The organism is Pseudomonas sp. MYb327 (genome assembly GCF_040438925.1).
Classification (GTDB): domain Bacteria; phylum Pseudomonadota; class Gammaproteobacteria; order Pseudomonadales; family Pseudomonadaceae; genus Aquipseudomonas.
Genome location: NZ_CP159258.1, coordinates 906,690 through 922,369, shown reverse-complemented (window position 1 = coordinate 922,369; position 15,680 = coordinate 906,690). Strand labels below are relative to the sequence as shown.

Here is a 15,680-nt window from a genome sequence, read left to right as displayed (position 1 = left end):
AGGTTCAATCCTGTGTGCCTACCCGGAAAGCAGGTTCCTTCAAAAAACAAGATCTACTAAGGAGGCCTTGTGATCGACGGGCAACCGCTCGCCTGCTTTCAGCCGTTCATCGATACCGCCACTGGCCGTATCGCGGGTGTCGAGGCATTGGGTCGACTGCGTCAGGCCGATGGTCAACTGACGTCAGTTGGACCGTTGTTCGCTGACCCGAGGACGAATGCCGTCGCCCTACGTCGCCTGGATCGCCAACTGCGCGATAACGCCTTGAGCCGTTTGCCGGAGGCGCCCCCCGACTGGTTTCTCAGCCTGAACATTTCCCCACGCTGGATCAGCCGCTTGCGTCCGGACCAGCCGCTGCCGAGCCTCAAGCAATTGTGCCGGCATGGCGTCGACCCACAGCGAATCGTTTTCGAGATCACCGAACTGGGCGGCGATATCCAACGACTCGCCCACGTGGTGGAACGGTATCGCCAGGCTGGCGCGCGTATCGCCATCGACGATTTCGGTGCAGGCTACTCGCAACTTGATCGCGTGCTGGCGCTGCAGCCTGACATTCTCAAGCTGGACATGCGCCTTTTCCAGGCCGCGGCGTTGGGTGGACCGAGCAGCGAGGTAGTCATGGCCCTGGCTCAAATGGCCGAGAAAACCGGTTGCTGGATCATCGCCGAAGGCGTCGAAACCGAATCACAACTCAATTTTGCCCTGGAATGCGGCTCACGCTACGTGCAGGGTTTTCTGTTCGCCGGGGCACAAGAGAATTTCTTTGCCAGCGACGCTTTTGTCGAGCGCTTTGCGCAACTGCGTCAGCGCTATGTTCAGCAAAAACTGGCCGAACGCAGTCGCCTGATGACCATGCGTCAGCAACTCAGCGAACTGATGGCGATCCTGCAAGCCTGGGCTCAGGCCCGTGCGCCGCTAAGTGCCCTGCCACGACTGGATGCATTCCCCTGGCTGTTGCGCTTCTATCAATGCGATCGCCACGGAACACAGCTGACGCCGAACCTCGAATGGCGCAACAGCGGCTGGTTTGCCGACAACCGTTACCTGGGCCATAACTGGTCTTGGCGCCCCTACTTCTATCAACTGCTGGCAGAGGGCGGCGATGAGCGACGGCTGACCCTCTCCAGCACCTACCGCGACGCCACCAGCAATCAGTATTGCCTCACCGCCGGACAGTTTTTTGATAATGGCGAACGCCTGCTGCTCATCGACATAGATGCCGTCGGGCTGTAGTTCCCCTTGCAGCGCGTGAGGCGAACCGGGAAGCTAAGGGCTCAGTCACCTGACGGAGATAACCAGCCTTGGATTGGCAAACCCTGCTTACCCGCGAACGCCTTGGAAAACCGCTGCACAGTCCGGAAGAGCTCGGTCGCAGCCCTTTTCACAAAGACCATGACCGCATCATTTTCTCGGGGGCGTTTCGCCGCCTGGGGCGCAAGACCCAGGTTCATCCGGTCTCCAGCAACGACCATATCCACACGCGCCTGACCCACTCGCTGGAAGTCAGTTGCGTCGGCCGCTCCCTGGGCATGCGTGTGGGTGAAACCATCCGCGGCGCCCTGCCCGATTGGTGCGATCCCAGCGACCTGGGAATGGTGGTGCAATCAGCCTGCCTGGCCCATGACATCGGCAATCCCCCCTTCGGTCACTCTGGCGAAGACGCGATTCGACACTGGTTTCAGCAGGCTGCCGGCCGTGGCTGGCTGGATGCAATGAGCGAAGCCGAGCGCAATGACTTTCTTAATTTCGAAGGCAACGCTCAGGGCTTTCGGGTACTGACTCAACTCGAGTATCACCAGTTCGACGGTGGCACACGTCTGACTTATGCCACCCTCGGTACCTATTTGAAGTATCCATGGACGGCAAAACACGCCGACTCCCTGGGTTACAAGAAACACAAATTCGGCTGCTATCAGAGCGAGTTGCCGCTGCTGGAGCAGATCGCCCATAAATTGGGCTTGCCTCAACTTGAGGACCAGCGCTGGGCGCGTCATCCATTGGTGTACCTGATGGAGGCCGCCGACGACATTTGCTACGCGTTGATCGACCTGGAAGACGGCCTGGAAATGGCGTTGCTTGAATACGGCGAGGTCGAGTCGCTGCTTCTTGACCTGGTGGGCGACGATCTGCCGGAAACCTATCGTCTACTCGGTCCTGAAGATTCGCGTCGGCGCAAATTGGCCATCCTGCGCGGAAAAGCCATCGAGCACCTGACAAACGCCGCCGCCCGCGCCTTCGTTGAGCAGCAAGAAATGTTGCTGGCCGGTACGCTGCCCGGCGACCTGGTGGAGCATATGCACGGCCCCGCCAAACGGTGCGTCCTGAATGCCAAGGACATGGCGCGCAAAAAAATCTTCCAGGACAAGCGCAAGACGTTGCACGAAATCGGCGCGTACACGACGCTGGAAATCCTGCTCAACGCTTTCTGCGGCGCGGCGCTGGAACAACATAACGGTCGAACGCCTTCCTTCAAGAGCCGTCGGGTTCTCGACCTGCTGGGCAACAACGCGCCGGATCCCCACGGACCTCTGCACACTTCATTCCTGCGGATGATCGACTTCATCGCCGGCATGACCGATAGCTATGCGAGCGACATGGCACTGGAGATGACCGGTCGCTCTCGTCACTGACAAGTATTTTCTGATCAGCCATTTCGTCGCCCGGAATGGCCGATGAGCCACATAAAAGCGAAATGCATTCAACTCACGCTGAATTCCCCTACAACTCATGCCGAGCGAACTGATCGCTTGCCCGGTATCCACGCGAAACAATCACGCTTACTTTGTTCGACATAAGAAGCGTAAACAACATGATCAAAGACAATCTGCGTATCTTGCTGGTGGAAGATCATCCGTTTCAGCTCATGGCTACTCAATGTCTGCTTGAAAGCTACGGCTTCACCCAACTCACCACGACTGACAGTGCCGAAGGGGCATTGCATCAAATGCTCACTTCGGTACAACCCTTCGATATTCTTCTATGCGACCAATGTTTACCCGATCTCTGCGGGCTGGAACTGGTTAAATTTGCCAGTCATCGAGGGATGATCAAACAAGCGATACTACTAAGTAGCCTGACCTCCGCAGAGCTGGACAGGCTTGAAAACACCGCCAACATCAATGGGCTACCGCTGCTGGGTTATTTGAGCAAGCCCTTGAAACAATCCGAATTCAGAAAACTATTGACCTTGATTCGGTAGTAAAAATGAATCGTTAAACATAGAAAACAAACATGAGCCCCTTCATACATCCTGATAACAAATCCAATTAACGCGTAAGCCCATTCTTTTTCTCATGTAGGAACATTCCTATATTGCTGCTACAGGTAGGTCAGTTCATACGTCACATCAACTATCTGAGCTAAGGTGCGCGCTTTATTTGAGCTCGCATGGGATTTTATTATGAACTCCGTTTTTATTGTCGACGATCACCCTGTCATCCGGCTTGCCGTTCGAATGTTGCTTGAACACGAAGGCTACAAGGTCGTCGGTGAAACTGATAATGGGGTCGACGCAATGCAGATGGTTCGCGAATGCATGCCCGACCTGGTGATTCTCGACATCAGCATTCCCAAACTGGATGGACTGGAAGTGCTTGCCCGTTTCAACGCCATGAATACGCCCCTTAAAACATTGGTATTAACTGCACAATCGCCGACACTTTTTGGTATTCGCTCCATGCAATCAGGCGCGTCGGGCTATGTATGCAAACAAGAAGACCTGAGCGAACTGGTCAGCGCCATAAAGGCAGTACTGTCAGGTTACAACTACTTCCCAAGTGAGGCCCTCAACCCTGTTCGCTGCGATGACGCACGCTGGGCAGAGTTGGAATTGTTCAAGTCCGTCAATGATCGAGAGTTGATGGTATTGCAACTTTTTGCACAAGGTCGCACAAACAAGGAAATTGCCAAAGGCATGTTCCTGAGCAACAAAACAGTCAGTACTTATAAAAAGCGGCTCATGCAGAAACTCAAAGCCAAATCCCTGGTTGAACTCATCGAAATGGCAAAACGTAACGCGTTAGTGTGAGAAACAGGATGCCCAGTCGTTTCAAGGATTACCTGATACTGATGACCGCGGGCTTATGCCTGAGCACCTCATTGCTTGCAGCCCAGAGCAGTGAATACACGTTGCTCAGTCGCTCTACGGCCGGGCACCTGGAAGTCCAGCTCGATCAATCACAACGACAGTGGGTCAATAACAAACATGCACTGTTGCTTGGCACATCGGCACCAGATTATCCGCCCTTCGACATGACCCTCAGCGGTCGTGACTATGAAGGCTTCACTGCCGACTACGCGGGCATCCTCGGCAAGATCACCGGCTTACCCATCAAGGTACAACGCTTTGCATCCCGGGGAGCGGCAATCGAAGCGCTCGAAAAAGGTGAAGTCGATCTGCTCGGCACCGCCAATGGTTTCGAGGCGCACAATAGCGAAATCGTGCTTTCCACACCCTATGCCGTGGATCAACCGGTCCTTGTCACCCGTGAAGGAGAAACCCGGTCGCTGACCGAAGGTCTCGCCGGCCTGCGTCTGAGCATGGTCTATCACTATCTGCCGCTGGAAGAGGTGAAGGCCATGTACCCGAAGGCGATCATCACGTCCTATCCTTCTTATCAGAATGCGATCAACGCCGTGGCCTTTGACCAGGCTGACGTGTTTCTCGGCGATACCATCTCTACTCATTACATGATCAACAAGGGCTACCTGAACAACATCCGCATGGCCAACTTTGGCAAACACGAAGCACATGGTTTCAGCTTTGCCGTACACAAGAACAATCCCGAACTGCTCGATATCATCAACACAATGCTCAGGACCGTTCCCTCCAGCGAAAGAGAAAGCATCGCCAAACGCTGGAGTGCCGGCAGTGACATCCTGCTCACCGATCACAAACTGGAGCTCAGTTACAGCGAAGAGCGCTGGCTGGCACAGCATCCGGTGGTCCGCGTGGTGGTCAATGAGGCGCTCGCCCCGCTGACTTTTTTTGACAATGATGGCAACTTTCGTGGTGTTGCCGCGGATTTGCTTGAGCTGATCAGGTTACGCACCGGTTTGCGCTTCGAGATCCAGCGCAGCCGAAGCGACAGCGAAATGATCCAGCGCATCAACGACCACCAGGCTGACCTGATTGCCGCACTGCTCCCCAGCGCGCATCGAGATATGCTGCTGAACTTCAGCCGACCTTACTTGCAAAATTCCTATGTCCTGCTGACACGCAAGGGAACCGACAGCCCGATCAATCTTGCGCAGCTTCAGGGCAAGCGCCTGGCAATCGCCCAAGGCAATCCGCTGATGGATTACCTGCGTAGCGAGTTCCCGCAAATAAAGCTCATCGAGACCCCGGACACGTTCAGCGCCGTCGAAATGCTGGCCGAAGGCCGGGCAGAAGGCACGGTCAATTCACTGGTGATCGCCAACTATTTCATTTCATCGCGACTCTTCGAGCACACCCTCCAGATCAGCACCACTATCGGTACGGAACAGGCCGCTTTCTCCCTGGCGACGGGTCGGGACGCGAAGGAACTCAACGACATTCTCAACAAGGCGCTGCTGAGCATCGCGCCGGAAGAACTGGGCATCATCAACAGTCGCTGGCGTGGTTATTCGGCATCCACGCAAAACACGTGGCGTAACTACCAGCGGCTGTTCTATCAGATCGTCATCGGCGCCAGCGTGTTGTTGCTTATTTCCGTGGCCTGGAACGCTTACATGCGGCGCCAGATCAACCAGCGCAAAACGGCCGAGCGCGCGCTCAACGATCAATTTGAGTTCATGCGCTCACTGGTCAATGGCACCCCGCACCCGATTTACGTGCGGGATCGTCAGGGTTTGTTGCAAAGCTGCAATGACAGTTATCTGCTGGCCTTTGGCACCAAGCGCGAAGACGTCATCGGCAAAAACTGCATTCAGGGCGTCCTGAGCAACGCGTTTGAAGCGCATGAGTATCACGCTGACTATCAACGCGTCGTCGCCGAGGGAAAGCCGCTGATAGTTGACCGCCCGCTGCACATTGGCGGCCGCCAATTGACGATCTATCACTGGATCCTTCCCTACCGTGACTCAAGCGGTGAAGTGCAAGGCATCATCGGTGGCTGGGTTGACATCAGCGAACGGCGGCAACTGTTGGATGACCTGCGTTGCGCCAAGGAACGAGCCGATGAAGCCAATCGTGCCAAAAGCACGTTCCTGGCAACCATGAGTCATGAGATCCGCACCCCGATGAATGCGGTCATCGGCATGCTTGAACTGACGCTCAAGCGTATCGAACAGGATCACCCGGATCGTCCCGCCATCGATGTGGCGTACCACTCGGCCAAGGATTTGCTGGAACTGATCGGGGATATTCTCGACATTGCACGCATCGAATCCGGCCACTTGAGCCTGAGCCCGCAACGCACCAACCTGGGTGAAATCGTCGCCTCTGTAGTGCGAATCTTCGACGGACTGGCCCGGCAGAAAAAGCTCGACCTGCTGCTGGAATTCACTCCGGACGAGCAGGCATACGACGTCTTGCTGGATCCGCTGCGCTTCAAGCAAGTGCTGTCCAATCTGGTCAGCAACGCCATCAAGTTTACCGAGCAGGGCCAGATCAGGATTATCGTCACCCTGAGCCCTGGCACCGAGCCCGAGCAGGTGCACATGCAGTTGCAGGTTCAGGACAGCGGCATAGGCATCAGTGAACAGGATCAGCAGCGCCTGTTCGAGCCTTTTGCTCAGGCCGATAGCGCCGGGCCGTCAGCCAGACGCGGTACCGGGCTTGGCCTGGTGATCAGCCGAAGTTTGTGCGAGGGAATGGGTGGCAGCTTGCAGTTGAGCAGCAAGCCGGGGGTCGGTACGCAAGTCGAAATGTCACTGCAACTGGCCAAACTTGCACCTGAACCCGCAGCGGAAATAGCTGAAACATTAATCCCTGCTACAACAGCGTCGTTGAACGTATTAGTGGTCGATGATCACGCTGCCAATCGCCTGCTGATGTGTCAACAACTGGAGTTTCTGGGCCATCGCTTCAGCACGGCGGCCGATGGTCAGGCAGGATTCGAGGCGTGGAAAACCGGCGTTTACGATCTGGTGATCGCCGATTGCAACATGCCGGTCATGAACGGCTACGAACTTGCCCAAGCCATTCGCCGAGAGGAAAAAGAGACACAACAACCCCCTTGCACCGTACTGGGCTTTACCGCTAACGCGCAGCCGGAGGAGGTTCAACGGTGCAAGCAAGCCGGAATGGACGACTGTTTGTTCAAACCCCTGACCCTGACCGCTTTGAGCCAGTGGGTTGCGGGCATAGAGGTCTCCACTCGGACCCCCGCCTTCAGCCTGGAAGGATTTGAGTTGATGACGGGGGGCAATCCGCTATTGAATCGACGATTGTTGACTGAATTGCTGAACAGCAACCGTCTGGACCGGCAAGATTTGTTGGCGCTGTCCGGTTCCCCGGATCGGCAATCATTTCTCGACATTGCCCACAAGATCAAAGGTGCCGCCCGAATCGTCCAGGCTTCGCGGCTGATCGATTCCTGCGAGGCGCTCGAAGCCGCCTGCAACAACAAACTCCAACCCGACACAGTGCTTGAATGCTGCAAGAACCTGGAGCGCGCGCTGCTTGAACTGGATCAGGCATTGCTGCAGAAAATCACAGAAAACGACGAAAGCAGAATGATAGAGCCTTAACTATGCTTGGACGCTGAGCAGTGCGTTAACCATCATGGAGTGACCTGCATGCCCAACCCACTGCGCCTGGAACAACGGCGGTTTCCCCTGCACGTGCACATCAGTGCCATGTTCACCATGCTGCTGTTGCTGACCGGTGTGGTGCTGGGCATTTTCAACTATCGGCAAACCACGCAGATCATTCTGTCCAGCAGTGAAAAGCTGTTTAACCGCATCGAGCAGGATGTCCGCCTGGACCTGCAGGCTACCTACGAACCGATTCGTCACCTGCTCAGCCTCCTGGTGCATAACCCCGCAGCCCAGGGTCCGGACCTGGAGCAACGTCTGGCACTGCTCAAACCCTTCACCCAATCGCTCAAAGACAACCCCGACCTGGCATCGCTGTACATTGGCTACGCCACCGGTGATTTTTTCATGGTTCGCCCGCTGCGAACTGCCAATCTGAAAACACTGCTCAAAGCCCCTGACTCAGCGGCTTATCAGGTGTGGAGTATCGAGCGCAACGATAGCGGCCAGACTCATTCCCAATCCCTGTTTTTCGATCAGGACCTGGCGCTCATCAGTCGCCAGGACAACCCGGACGACAGCTACGATCCACGAAACCGCGCGTGGTTTTCCAGCGCCAAGCGCGACAACGATCAGATCACTACCGAACCCTACGTCTTTTTCTCCACCCACAATGTCGGTACCACTCTGGCACGGCGCAGTGGCGATGGCGCCGTCATGGGTGCCGACCTCACCCTGGAAGAACTCAGCGCCACCCTGGCCAAGCATGTAGTGACGCCCGCTACCGAGATCGTATTGTTCGACGCCCAGGGTAATGCCATTGCCTATCCCGACAGCAGCCGACTGATCATCGACGACCAGTCGGCTCGTCTGATCAAAGCCGCCGACTTGAGCCCTAGCCTGGGTGTCTTGCTCAACACCCCGCCGGTAGGTAATCGCCTTGAAGCTGCCGGGCGTCAATGGATCGTGGCCCGCAGCAGCATGCAGGAAGGCGGCCCCCAGGGACTTCAACTGGCGCTGTCGGTACCCGAAGATGAACTGCTCGCCGACGCCTACCGCATGCGCTGGCGAGGTGCCCTGATCACCCTGGCCATTCTGCTGTTGTGTGTACCACTGGGCTGGCTGACATCGCGCATCCTGGTCAAACCCTTGCGTGCTCTGGTGCAGGAAGCCGATGCGATTCGCAGTTTCGACTTCAATTTTCCGGTCTCCCGTCGTTCGCCGGTACTCGAAATCGACCAACTTAGCCTGTCGATGACGCGCATGAAGGATACGCTTGCGAGTTTCTTCCAAATCACCGAAAGCTTGAGCGCCGAGACCCGATTTGCGCCTTTGCTTGAACGGGTGCTGTTTGAAACGGTAAAGATCGGCCAGGCCCAGGCTGGTCTTCTCTACCTTCGCGAAGGTGACGGCGACCGCATGGAGCCCCAAGGACTGGTGATCAACGACACGGCTCAACCCTTGTCGTCATTCGGCGTCCACGGGCACGCGCTGCACGATCCGCAAAGCCCTGACTGGCTTCGCCAATTAGCGTCCGCCGACAATGTGGTCACTCATCTGGGTTTCGAGCAGGCGGGGGATTTGCAGAAAGTATTGCTCGAACTGACCTTCCCTCGCGCTCATCTGATTGGCATTCGCTTGCACAATCGGCACAACGAAACCGTTGGCCTGCTGGTGTTTCTGTTGGCCGATAGCGGCAACCAGAGCGACCAGGAAAAACTCCGACCGGACCGCATTGCATTTCTCCAGGCCGTGTCCGGCGCGGCCGCGGTGAGTATCGAGAGCCAACGCCTGCAATCCCGGCAAAAACAACTGTTGGACGCCTTCATCAAACTGCTGGCGGGCGCGATTGACGCCAAAAGCCCTTACACCGGCGGACACTGTCAGCGCGTTCCTGAGCTGACGTTGATGCTGGCTCAAGCTGCCGCGGCCAGCCAGGAGCCAGCCTTCCGCGGTTATCAACCCACCGAAGATGAATGGGAGGCGTTGCACATCGCGGCCTGGCTGCACGATTGCGGCAAGGTCACCACACCGGAATACGTCGTCGATAAAGCCACGAAGCTGGAAACCCTGAACGACCGCATCCACGAAATCCGCACCCGCTTCGAAGTGCTCAAGCGCGACGCCTGGATCAGTTACTGGCAGGCCATGGCGCTCGGTGGCGACGAGCAGCACCTGACGCCACTACGCGACGCCACGCTGGCGGAACTCGACGATGAATTTGCCTTTATTGCACGCTGCAACCTCGGCGGCGAGGCCATGGCCGAAGCCGACCTGCACCGCCTGCGCAGCATCGGCCAGCGCACCTGGGCGCGAACCCTGGATGATCGGCTGGGGGTTTCCTGGGAAGAGAACCGGCGTCAGGCCCGCACCCCAGCACCGACTCTGCCGGTCACTGAGACGCTGTTGGCGGACAAACCCGAGCATTTGTTCGAACGGCCGGACGCCGAACTGATTGCGCCGGACAATCCTTGGGGCTTCAAGCTCGATGTACCGCGTTACAAGTACAACCGCGGCGAACTCTACAACCTGAGCATTACCCGGGGCACTTTAACGAGCGAAGAGCGTTACATCATCAATCACCACATGGTGCAGACGATCCTGATGCTCAGCCACCTGCCCTTTCCCGGCCACCTGCGCAACGTCCCGGAAATCGCCGGCGGCCATCACGAAAAAATGGACGGCAGCGGTTACCCCAAACGCTTGAAGCGCGAAGAGATGAGCCTGCCGGCGCGGATGATGGCGATTGCCGATATTTTCGAAGCGCTGACCGCCGCTGATCGACCTTACAAGAAAGCCAAGTCGTTGAGCGAAGCGCTGGGCATCATGGCCTTCATGTGCCGGGACGCCCACATTGACCCCGAGCTGTTCGGGCTGTTCATCAACGCGCACATCTATCTGAAGTACGCCGAACGTTTCCTCGACCCGCAGCAGATCGATGCGGTGGATCATTCAGGCCTGCTGATCAAGGCTGGCCTGAAAGTTTGATCAGCAATCGGTAAGGCGCAGGAAAATCGCCGCCAGTTGCTCGATACCGGCCTGATCCTGTGCGGTGAAACGCGCCAGTTTCGGGCTGTCGAGGTCGAGCACGCCGATCAACCGGCCATCCTTGACCAACGGCACGACCAGTTCGCTATTGGACGCACTGTCACAGGCAATATGGCCAGGGAACGCGTGCACGTCTTCGACCCGTTGAGTCTGTAAGCTCGCCGCCGCCGCACCGCACACGCCCCGACCGAACGGAATCCGCACGCAAGCGATCTGCCCCTGGAACGGGCCAAGCACCAGTTCTTCATTGCGATTGAGGTAAAAACCGGCCCAGTTCAGATCATCGAGCTGATTGAACAGGAAGGCGGAAAATTGCGCGGCGTTGGCGATGAAATCGCGCTCGTCCGCCAGTAAAGATTCCAGCTGCGCGTGCAGCATGCCGTAGCCTTCGAGGCCCTGGCCGCTCTTTTGTAAATCAATCATGCCTTGTGCTCCAACAGTTTCAGCCCCACCCAATAGCGGGCAAATTGATACGCGCAACGCCCGTTGCGATTGCCCCGGCCCGTGGCCCAGCGCACTGCCAGGATGTCCAGCTCCTCGTCGCGCTGCCACTTGAGGCCAGCCTTGTCGGCCAGTTGACCGATCCAGTGCTCGACGACATTGAGAAAGTGTTCCTGGGTAAACGGGTAGAACGATAGCCACAGGCCGAAACGGTCCGACAGGGCGATCTTGTCTTCCACCGCTTCGCTGGGGTGCAGTTCGCCGTCGACGCGTTTCCAGTTTTCGTTATCGCTTTCCTTTTCCGGCACCAGATGGCGACGGTTGGAAGTGGCGTACAGCAAAACGTTGTCCGGCGCCTGCTCCAGCGAACCGTCGAGTACGCTCTTGAGCACGCGATAGTCGCCCTCGCCCGATTCGAACGACAGGTCATCGCAGAACAACACGAATCGCTGGGGCAGCTTGGCAATCTGTTCGACCACCCGAGGCAGGTCTGCCAAATGGTCACGCTCGATCTCAATCAGACGCAACCCGGCATCCGCATGCTCGGCCAGCAAGGCACGGACCAACGATGACTTGCCGGTGCCGCGCGACCCCCAGAGCAAGGCGTGGTTGGCCGGCATGCCGTCTAGGAACTGTTGCGTATTGCGCCCCAGTTGCTCCACTTGCCGATCAACGCCGATCAGGTCGGACAGACGCATGTCGAGGCTGACTTCCAGCGGCAGCAGAAAACCACTGCGGCCCTCGCGCTGCCAGCGCGCAGCCAGGCTGTGGGTCCAGTCGATGGCTTGCCGAGGGGTGGGCAACAGCGGTTCGATACGGGCCAGGACCGCATCGGCGCGTTCAAGAAAAGCATTCAATCGGGAATCCACGTCTTCTCCTCGGACACGTCCACAGTAATGATGGCGCTACAGTGATGAAAAACACCGTTCGATGAACGGTTAACCCCTGACAGCGGGGCTCGCGAGAACATCGGGTTCGATGCATGATCGACTATGCTTGAGCAGCGAAGGGAAAAGGAAGTGGTTCAACACCCCATGGACATCAAGTTCACCAACCGGCTGTCCTACAAACAAGCGCGGCTTACCGTGCTGGTCGGTTTCGTTCTGGGCCTGCTTCTCAGCTTGCTGCAAATAGGCATCGATTATGCCAGTGAAGACGCCTCCATCAACCGCGAAATACAGTCTTTGCTGGAAATCAGTCACAACCCCGCCTCACGGATCGCCTACAACATCGATGCCGAACTGGCCCAGGAGCTGACCCTCGGCCTGCTGCGCTCACCGGCGATCATCGGTGCAAAACTTACCGACAACAACGATAACGTGCTGGCTAACGTCAAGCGTCCGGGTCTGCAAAGCGGCTATCGGGTGCTCAGCGACTTCCTGTTCGGCGCCCACCGGCAGTTCGAAGATCGCCTCTATCTGAACCACTCGCCCAACGAATCCCTCGGCACGTTGCAACTCGACGTTGACACTTACTCTTTCGGCTACCGGTTCCTGCGTCGGGCCGAAGTGACCCTGCTCAATGGCTTTGCCCGCAGCCTGATCCTGACCGGGATTTTGCTCGCACTGTTTTATGTGATGTTGACCAAACCCTTGGTGCGCCTCATCCGCGAACTCAGCAGCCGCGACTCGCGCAGCATGGAGCCGACGTCACTGGAGTGCCCGGCGGGACACGCCAACGATGAAATCGGCGTGCTGGTGAAAGTGGCTAACCAGCAATTCGAGAATGTCGCGACTGAAATCCAACAGCGCCGCAATGCCGAAAACCGTCTGACCGATTACCTCAGCCAACTGGAAAACATCGTCTCGGCACGCACCGCGGAACTCAAGGCGATCAACGCGCGGCTCAGCCAATCCAACCAGGAACTGGAAGTTGCGCGCAGCACCGCGCTGGACATGGCCGAAGCACGCTCGACGTTCCTCGCCAACATGAGCCACGAAATTCGTACCCCCCTTAACGGCTTGCTGGGGATGATTGCCTTGTCCCTGGACGGCCCCATGACTGCCGAGCAGCAGCAACAGTTGTCCATCGCCCATGACTCGGGCAAGGTACTGGTGGAGTTGCTCAACGATATTCTCGATTTGTCGAAATTCGATGCCGGCCAACTCGAACTCGAACACATCCCGTTCGACCTCGGCTCGCTGGTGGAAGACACCGCCAACCTGCTGTCACAAAACGCCGCACCGAGTGTCGAACTGACCTGCCTGATTGCTCCGGACTTTCCGGCGTTGGTACTAGGCGATCCGACCCGGGTCCGGCAGATCGTCAGCAACCTGCTGTCCAATGCCCTTAAATTCACCCGTTTCGGTCGTGTCGATGTGCGCCTGTCGACATTCGGCGACAGCGTCAGAATCGAGGTCTGTGACACCGGCATCGGCATCCCACAGGATGCCCAAGTCAAAATCTTCCAACCCTTCACTCAGGCCGGCGCCGGCATTACCCGGCAATTTGGCGGCACCGGGTTGGGACTGGCCCTGACCTACAACCTCTGCGAAGCCATGCAAGGGCGCCTCACCATCAGCTCGGAAGCGGGTTTCGGCAGCCAGTTCTGCGCGCAACTGCCGCTGCCCCGCCACACTCGGGCGCTTTCCCCTTCTCCCTTGCAAGGCAAAGTCATCGCCATAACTGCTGCCAGTAGCGGTCTGTCGGAACTGCTGAGCAGCCTGTTACCGGGTTGGGGGCTGGATTATGAGCAGCGCTCCATCGATGATCCGATGATCGGCCTCACGCCCAACGTGCTGATTACCGATTGCCCTGAATGCCTGTTTAACCTGCGCCCGACGATCACTGCGCCAATACTGCTGGTAACCGCTTACGGCAGCTTCATGCCCAGCGAGGAGATCAATGCCCTTGCACCTTTGCAGCAACAGGCCCGTCCGTTGGCACGCAATGCGCTATACCAGACCTTGCGGCGAATCCTGATGCCGGAAACCAACGCCATCGACAGCATCCAGATCGACAGCCACTCCCCACAACGACGCGGCCGCGTGCTGTTGGTTGAGGACAATCCGGTCAATCAACTGGTGGCCAAAGGCATGCTCGGCAAACTTGGTTGCGACGTGATTGTTGCTGCGCACGGCGCCGAGGCACTGGATCAGCTGGAAAACCGCGAATTCGATCTGGTGTTGATGGACTGCAATATGCCGGTGATGGATGGCTATGAAGCCAGTCGGCAAATCCGTCGCAGCGGGCGCTGGCCGCAGCTGCCGATCGTGGCTCTGACCGCCAACGCCATGTCCGAAGAACGCGAACGCTGCCGTGCCGCAGGCATGAGCGACTATCTGGCGAAACCCTTTCGCCGGGAAGAACTGGCCGCGCTACTGGATGTGTGGATTCCCGTTACGACAATGCCTTGATTTGCCCCAACAGTTGGTCGAGGCCATCGCGCAGGTCATTCAGGTGATTCAGATCCACGCCGCTGTCACATAACAGTCGAGCTTTCAACGGCGCGACCTGATCGCGCAAGGCCTGGCCGGCTGGCGACAAGCTCAAGTGCACCTCCCGCTCATCCCGTGCCGAGCGCTGGCGCTGAACCAGTTGCAGTTGCTCAAGACGCTTGAGCAACGGCGTCAGCGTGCCGGAATCCAGCGCCAGACGTTCGCCCAAAGCCTTGACGGTCGGTTGCTCGGGAGCGCTCTCCTGCCATTCCCACAACACCAGCATCGCCAGGTATTGCGGGTAGGTCAGGCCCAACTGATCAAGCATCGGCTTATAGGCCCGGATCACCGCCCGGGAGGCGGCGTAGAGCTTGAAGCAGAGCTGGCTGTCGAGGTTCAGGGAATCGACGGACAACGTGTTCATTTGAGCAGAGCTTCAATCTCGCGGCTCAAGTCCTGGGGCTTGGTCGCCGGCGCGAAGCGCTTGACCAATTGACCGTCCTTGCCGATCAGGAACTTGGTAAAGTTCCATTTGATGCCCTGGGAACCGAGCACACCCGGTGCACGCTTTTTCAGCTGGACGAACAACGGATGGGCGTCGGCGCCGTTGACTTCGATCTTTTTGAACAGCGGAAAACTGACCCCGTAGTTCAGCTCGCAAAACTCACTGATCGCCCCTTCGTTGCCCGGCTCCTGCTTGCCGAACTGATTGCAGGGAAAACCCAGCACCACGAGTCCTTGATCCTTGTAGGTCTGCCATAGTTCTTCGAGGCCTTTGTATTGCGGGGTGAAACCGCATTTGCTGGCGGTGTTGACCACCAGCACCGCTTTACCGGCGAAATCCGCCAGGGTCTTTTGCTCGCCCTTGATGGTGGTGCAAGGGATGCTCAGCAGATTTTCGCTCATGGCGCGGTTTCCGAATTGAGGAAGAAAGGCTAAAAATAGCGAGCAATTGAATTGTGTGCAATTTAATTAATTGATCGAGCCCACTTTTGCGATGTAACACCGAACTTGTGTGTGGGAGCTGGCTTGCCAGCGATGAGGCCCTCGAAACCTGTGTTGCACTTGAGGGGCTATCGATGGCGAGCCAGCCTCTACAGGGAACACCAGATGCCGGTCATTCCCGTGGGATCA

At 57.4% G+C, this 15,680-nt stretch carries 11 protein-coding genes; 7 read left to right on the top strand and 4 right to left on the bottom strand.

The window, feature by feature from the left end:
- The first annotated feature begins 69 nt into the window (after positions 1-69).
- From ABVN21_RS04235 to ABVN21_RS04210, 6 genes are all read left to right on the top strand, one after another.
- Positions 70-1,233: an EAL domain-containing protein gene (locus ABVN21_RS04235; protein ID WP_339555980.1), complete on the top strand. Its 1,164-nt coding sequence runs from the start codon at positions 70-72 to the stop codon at positions 1,231-1,233.
- Between the two features lie 68 nt (positions 1,234-1,301).
- Positions 1,302-2,630 (top strand): deoxyguanosinetriphosphate triphosphohydrolase, encoded by a 1,329-nt coding sequence (locus tag ABVN21_RS04230; RefSeq protein WP_339555981.1) that lies wholly within the window; start codon positions 1,302-1,304, stop codon positions 2,628-2,630.
- Positions 2,631-2,809: 179 nt separating this feature from the next.
- Positions 2,810-3,199: a response regulator gene (locus tag ABVN21_RS04225; protein WP_339555982.1), complete on the top strand. Its 390-nt coding sequence runs from the start codon at positions 2,810-2,812 to the stop codon at positions 3,197-3,199.
- A 201-nt stretch (positions 3,200-3,400) separates the two neighbouring features.
- Complete coding sequence (locus ABVN21_RS04220) at positions 3,401-4,027, top strand: response regulator transcription factor (RefSeq protein ID WP_223505418.1); 627 nt, start codon at positions 3,401-3,403, stop codon at positions 4,025-4,027.
- 8 nt (positions 4,028-4,035) lie between these two features.
- A complete protein-coding gene (locus ABVN21_RS04215; RefSeq protein WP_339555983.1) occupies positions 4,036-7,674 on the top strand; it encodes a transporter substrate-binding domain-containing protein in 3,639 nt (1,212 codons plus the stop codon).
- Between the two features lie 48 nt (positions 7,675-7,722).
- Complete coding sequence (locus tag ABVN21_RS04210) at positions 7,723-10,668, top strand: HD domain-containing phosphohydrolase (protein WP_339555984.1); 2,946 nt, start codon at positions 7,723-7,725, stop codon at positions 10,666-10,668.
- Here ABVN21_RS04210 and ABVN21_RS04205 read toward each other — a convergent pair whose 3' ends face one another.
- Together ABVN21_RS04205 and ABVN21_RS04200 are read right to left on the bottom strand one after the other, a co-directional pair.
- A complete protein-coding gene (locus tag ABVN21_RS04205) occupies positions 10,669-11,151 on the bottom strand; it encodes a GAF domain-containing protein (RefSeq protein ID WP_339555985.1) in 483 nt (160 codons plus the stop codon). It lies immediately after the preceding gene.
- Entirely contained in the window at positions 11,148-12,038 is an 891-nt protein-coding gene (locus ABVN21_RS04200; RefSeq protein ID WP_339555986.1) for an ATP-binding protein, read from the bottom strand. The genes ABVN21_RS04205 and ABVN21_RS04200 overlap by 4 nt, the downstream gene beginning before the upstream one ends.
- A 123-nt stretch (positions 12,039-12,161) precedes the next feature.
- Between ABVN21_RS04200 and ABVN21_RS04195 the strand changes: the two genes are divergently transcribed.
- Complete coding sequence (locus ABVN21_RS04195) at positions 12,162-14,525, top strand: response regulator (RefSeq protein ID WP_339555988.1); 2,364 nt, start codon at positions 12,162-12,164, stop codon at positions 14,523-14,525.
- Here the strand turns inward: ABVN21_RS04195 and ABVN21_RS04190 are convergent.
- Together ABVN21_RS04190 and ABVN21_RS04185 are read right to left on the bottom strand one after the other, a co-directional pair.
- Positions 14,509-14,970, bottom strand: a complete 462-nt coding sequence (locus ABVN21_RS04190) for a MarR family transcriptional regulator (protein WP_339555989.1) — start codon at positions 14,968-14,970, stop codon at positions 14,509-14,511. The two genes, ABVN21_RS04195 and ABVN21_RS04190, sit on opposite strands and share 17 nt — an antisense overlap.
- Positions 14,967-15,452 carry a glutathione peroxidase gene (locus tag ABVN21_RS04185; RefSeq protein WP_339555990.1) on the bottom strand — a complete coding sequence of 162 codons (486 nt, stop codon included), beginning with the start codon at positions 15,450-15,452 and terminating at the stop codon, positions 14,967-14,969. Before ABVN21_RS04185 ends, ABVN21_RS04190 begins: the two co-directional genes overlap by 4 nt.
- Positions 15,453-15,680: the final 228 nt, after the last annotated feature.

Bases quoted from the DNA above. Each gene is read 5' to 3' on its own strand.
- ABVN21_RS04225 (WP_339555982.1), top strand. From the start codon at position 2,810: ATGATCAAAGACAATCTGCGTATCTTGCTGGTGGAAGATCATCCGTTT.
- ABVN21_RS04195 (WP_339555988.1), top strand. From the start codon at position 12,162: ATGCTTGAGCAGCGAAGGGAAAAGGAAGTGGTTCAACACCCCATGGAC.
- ABVN21_RS04215 (WP_339555983.1), top strand. From the start codon at position 4,036: ATGCCCAGTCGTTTCAAGGATTACCTGATACTGATGACCGCGGGCTTA.
- ABVN21_RS04210 (WP_339555984.1), top strand. From the start codon at position 7,723: ATGCCCAACCCACTGCGCCTGGAACAACGGCGGTTTCCCCTGCACGTG.
- ABVN21_RS04205 (WP_339555985.1), bottom strand. From the start codon at position 11,151: ATGATTGATTTACAAAAGAGCGGCCAGGGCCTCGAAGGCTACGGCATG.
- ABVN21_RS04190 (WP_339555989.1), bottom strand. From the start codon at position 14,970: ATGAACACGTTGTCCGTCGATTCCCTGAACCTCGACAGCCAGCTCTGC.
- ABVN21_RS04185 (WP_339555990.1), bottom strand. From the start codon at position 15,452: ATGAGCGAAAATCTGCTGAGCATCCCTTGCACCACCATCAAGGGCGAG.
- ABVN21_RS04220 (WP_223505418.1), top strand. From the start codon at position 3,401: ATGAACTCCGTTTTTATTGTCGACGATCACCCTGTCATCCGGCTTGCC.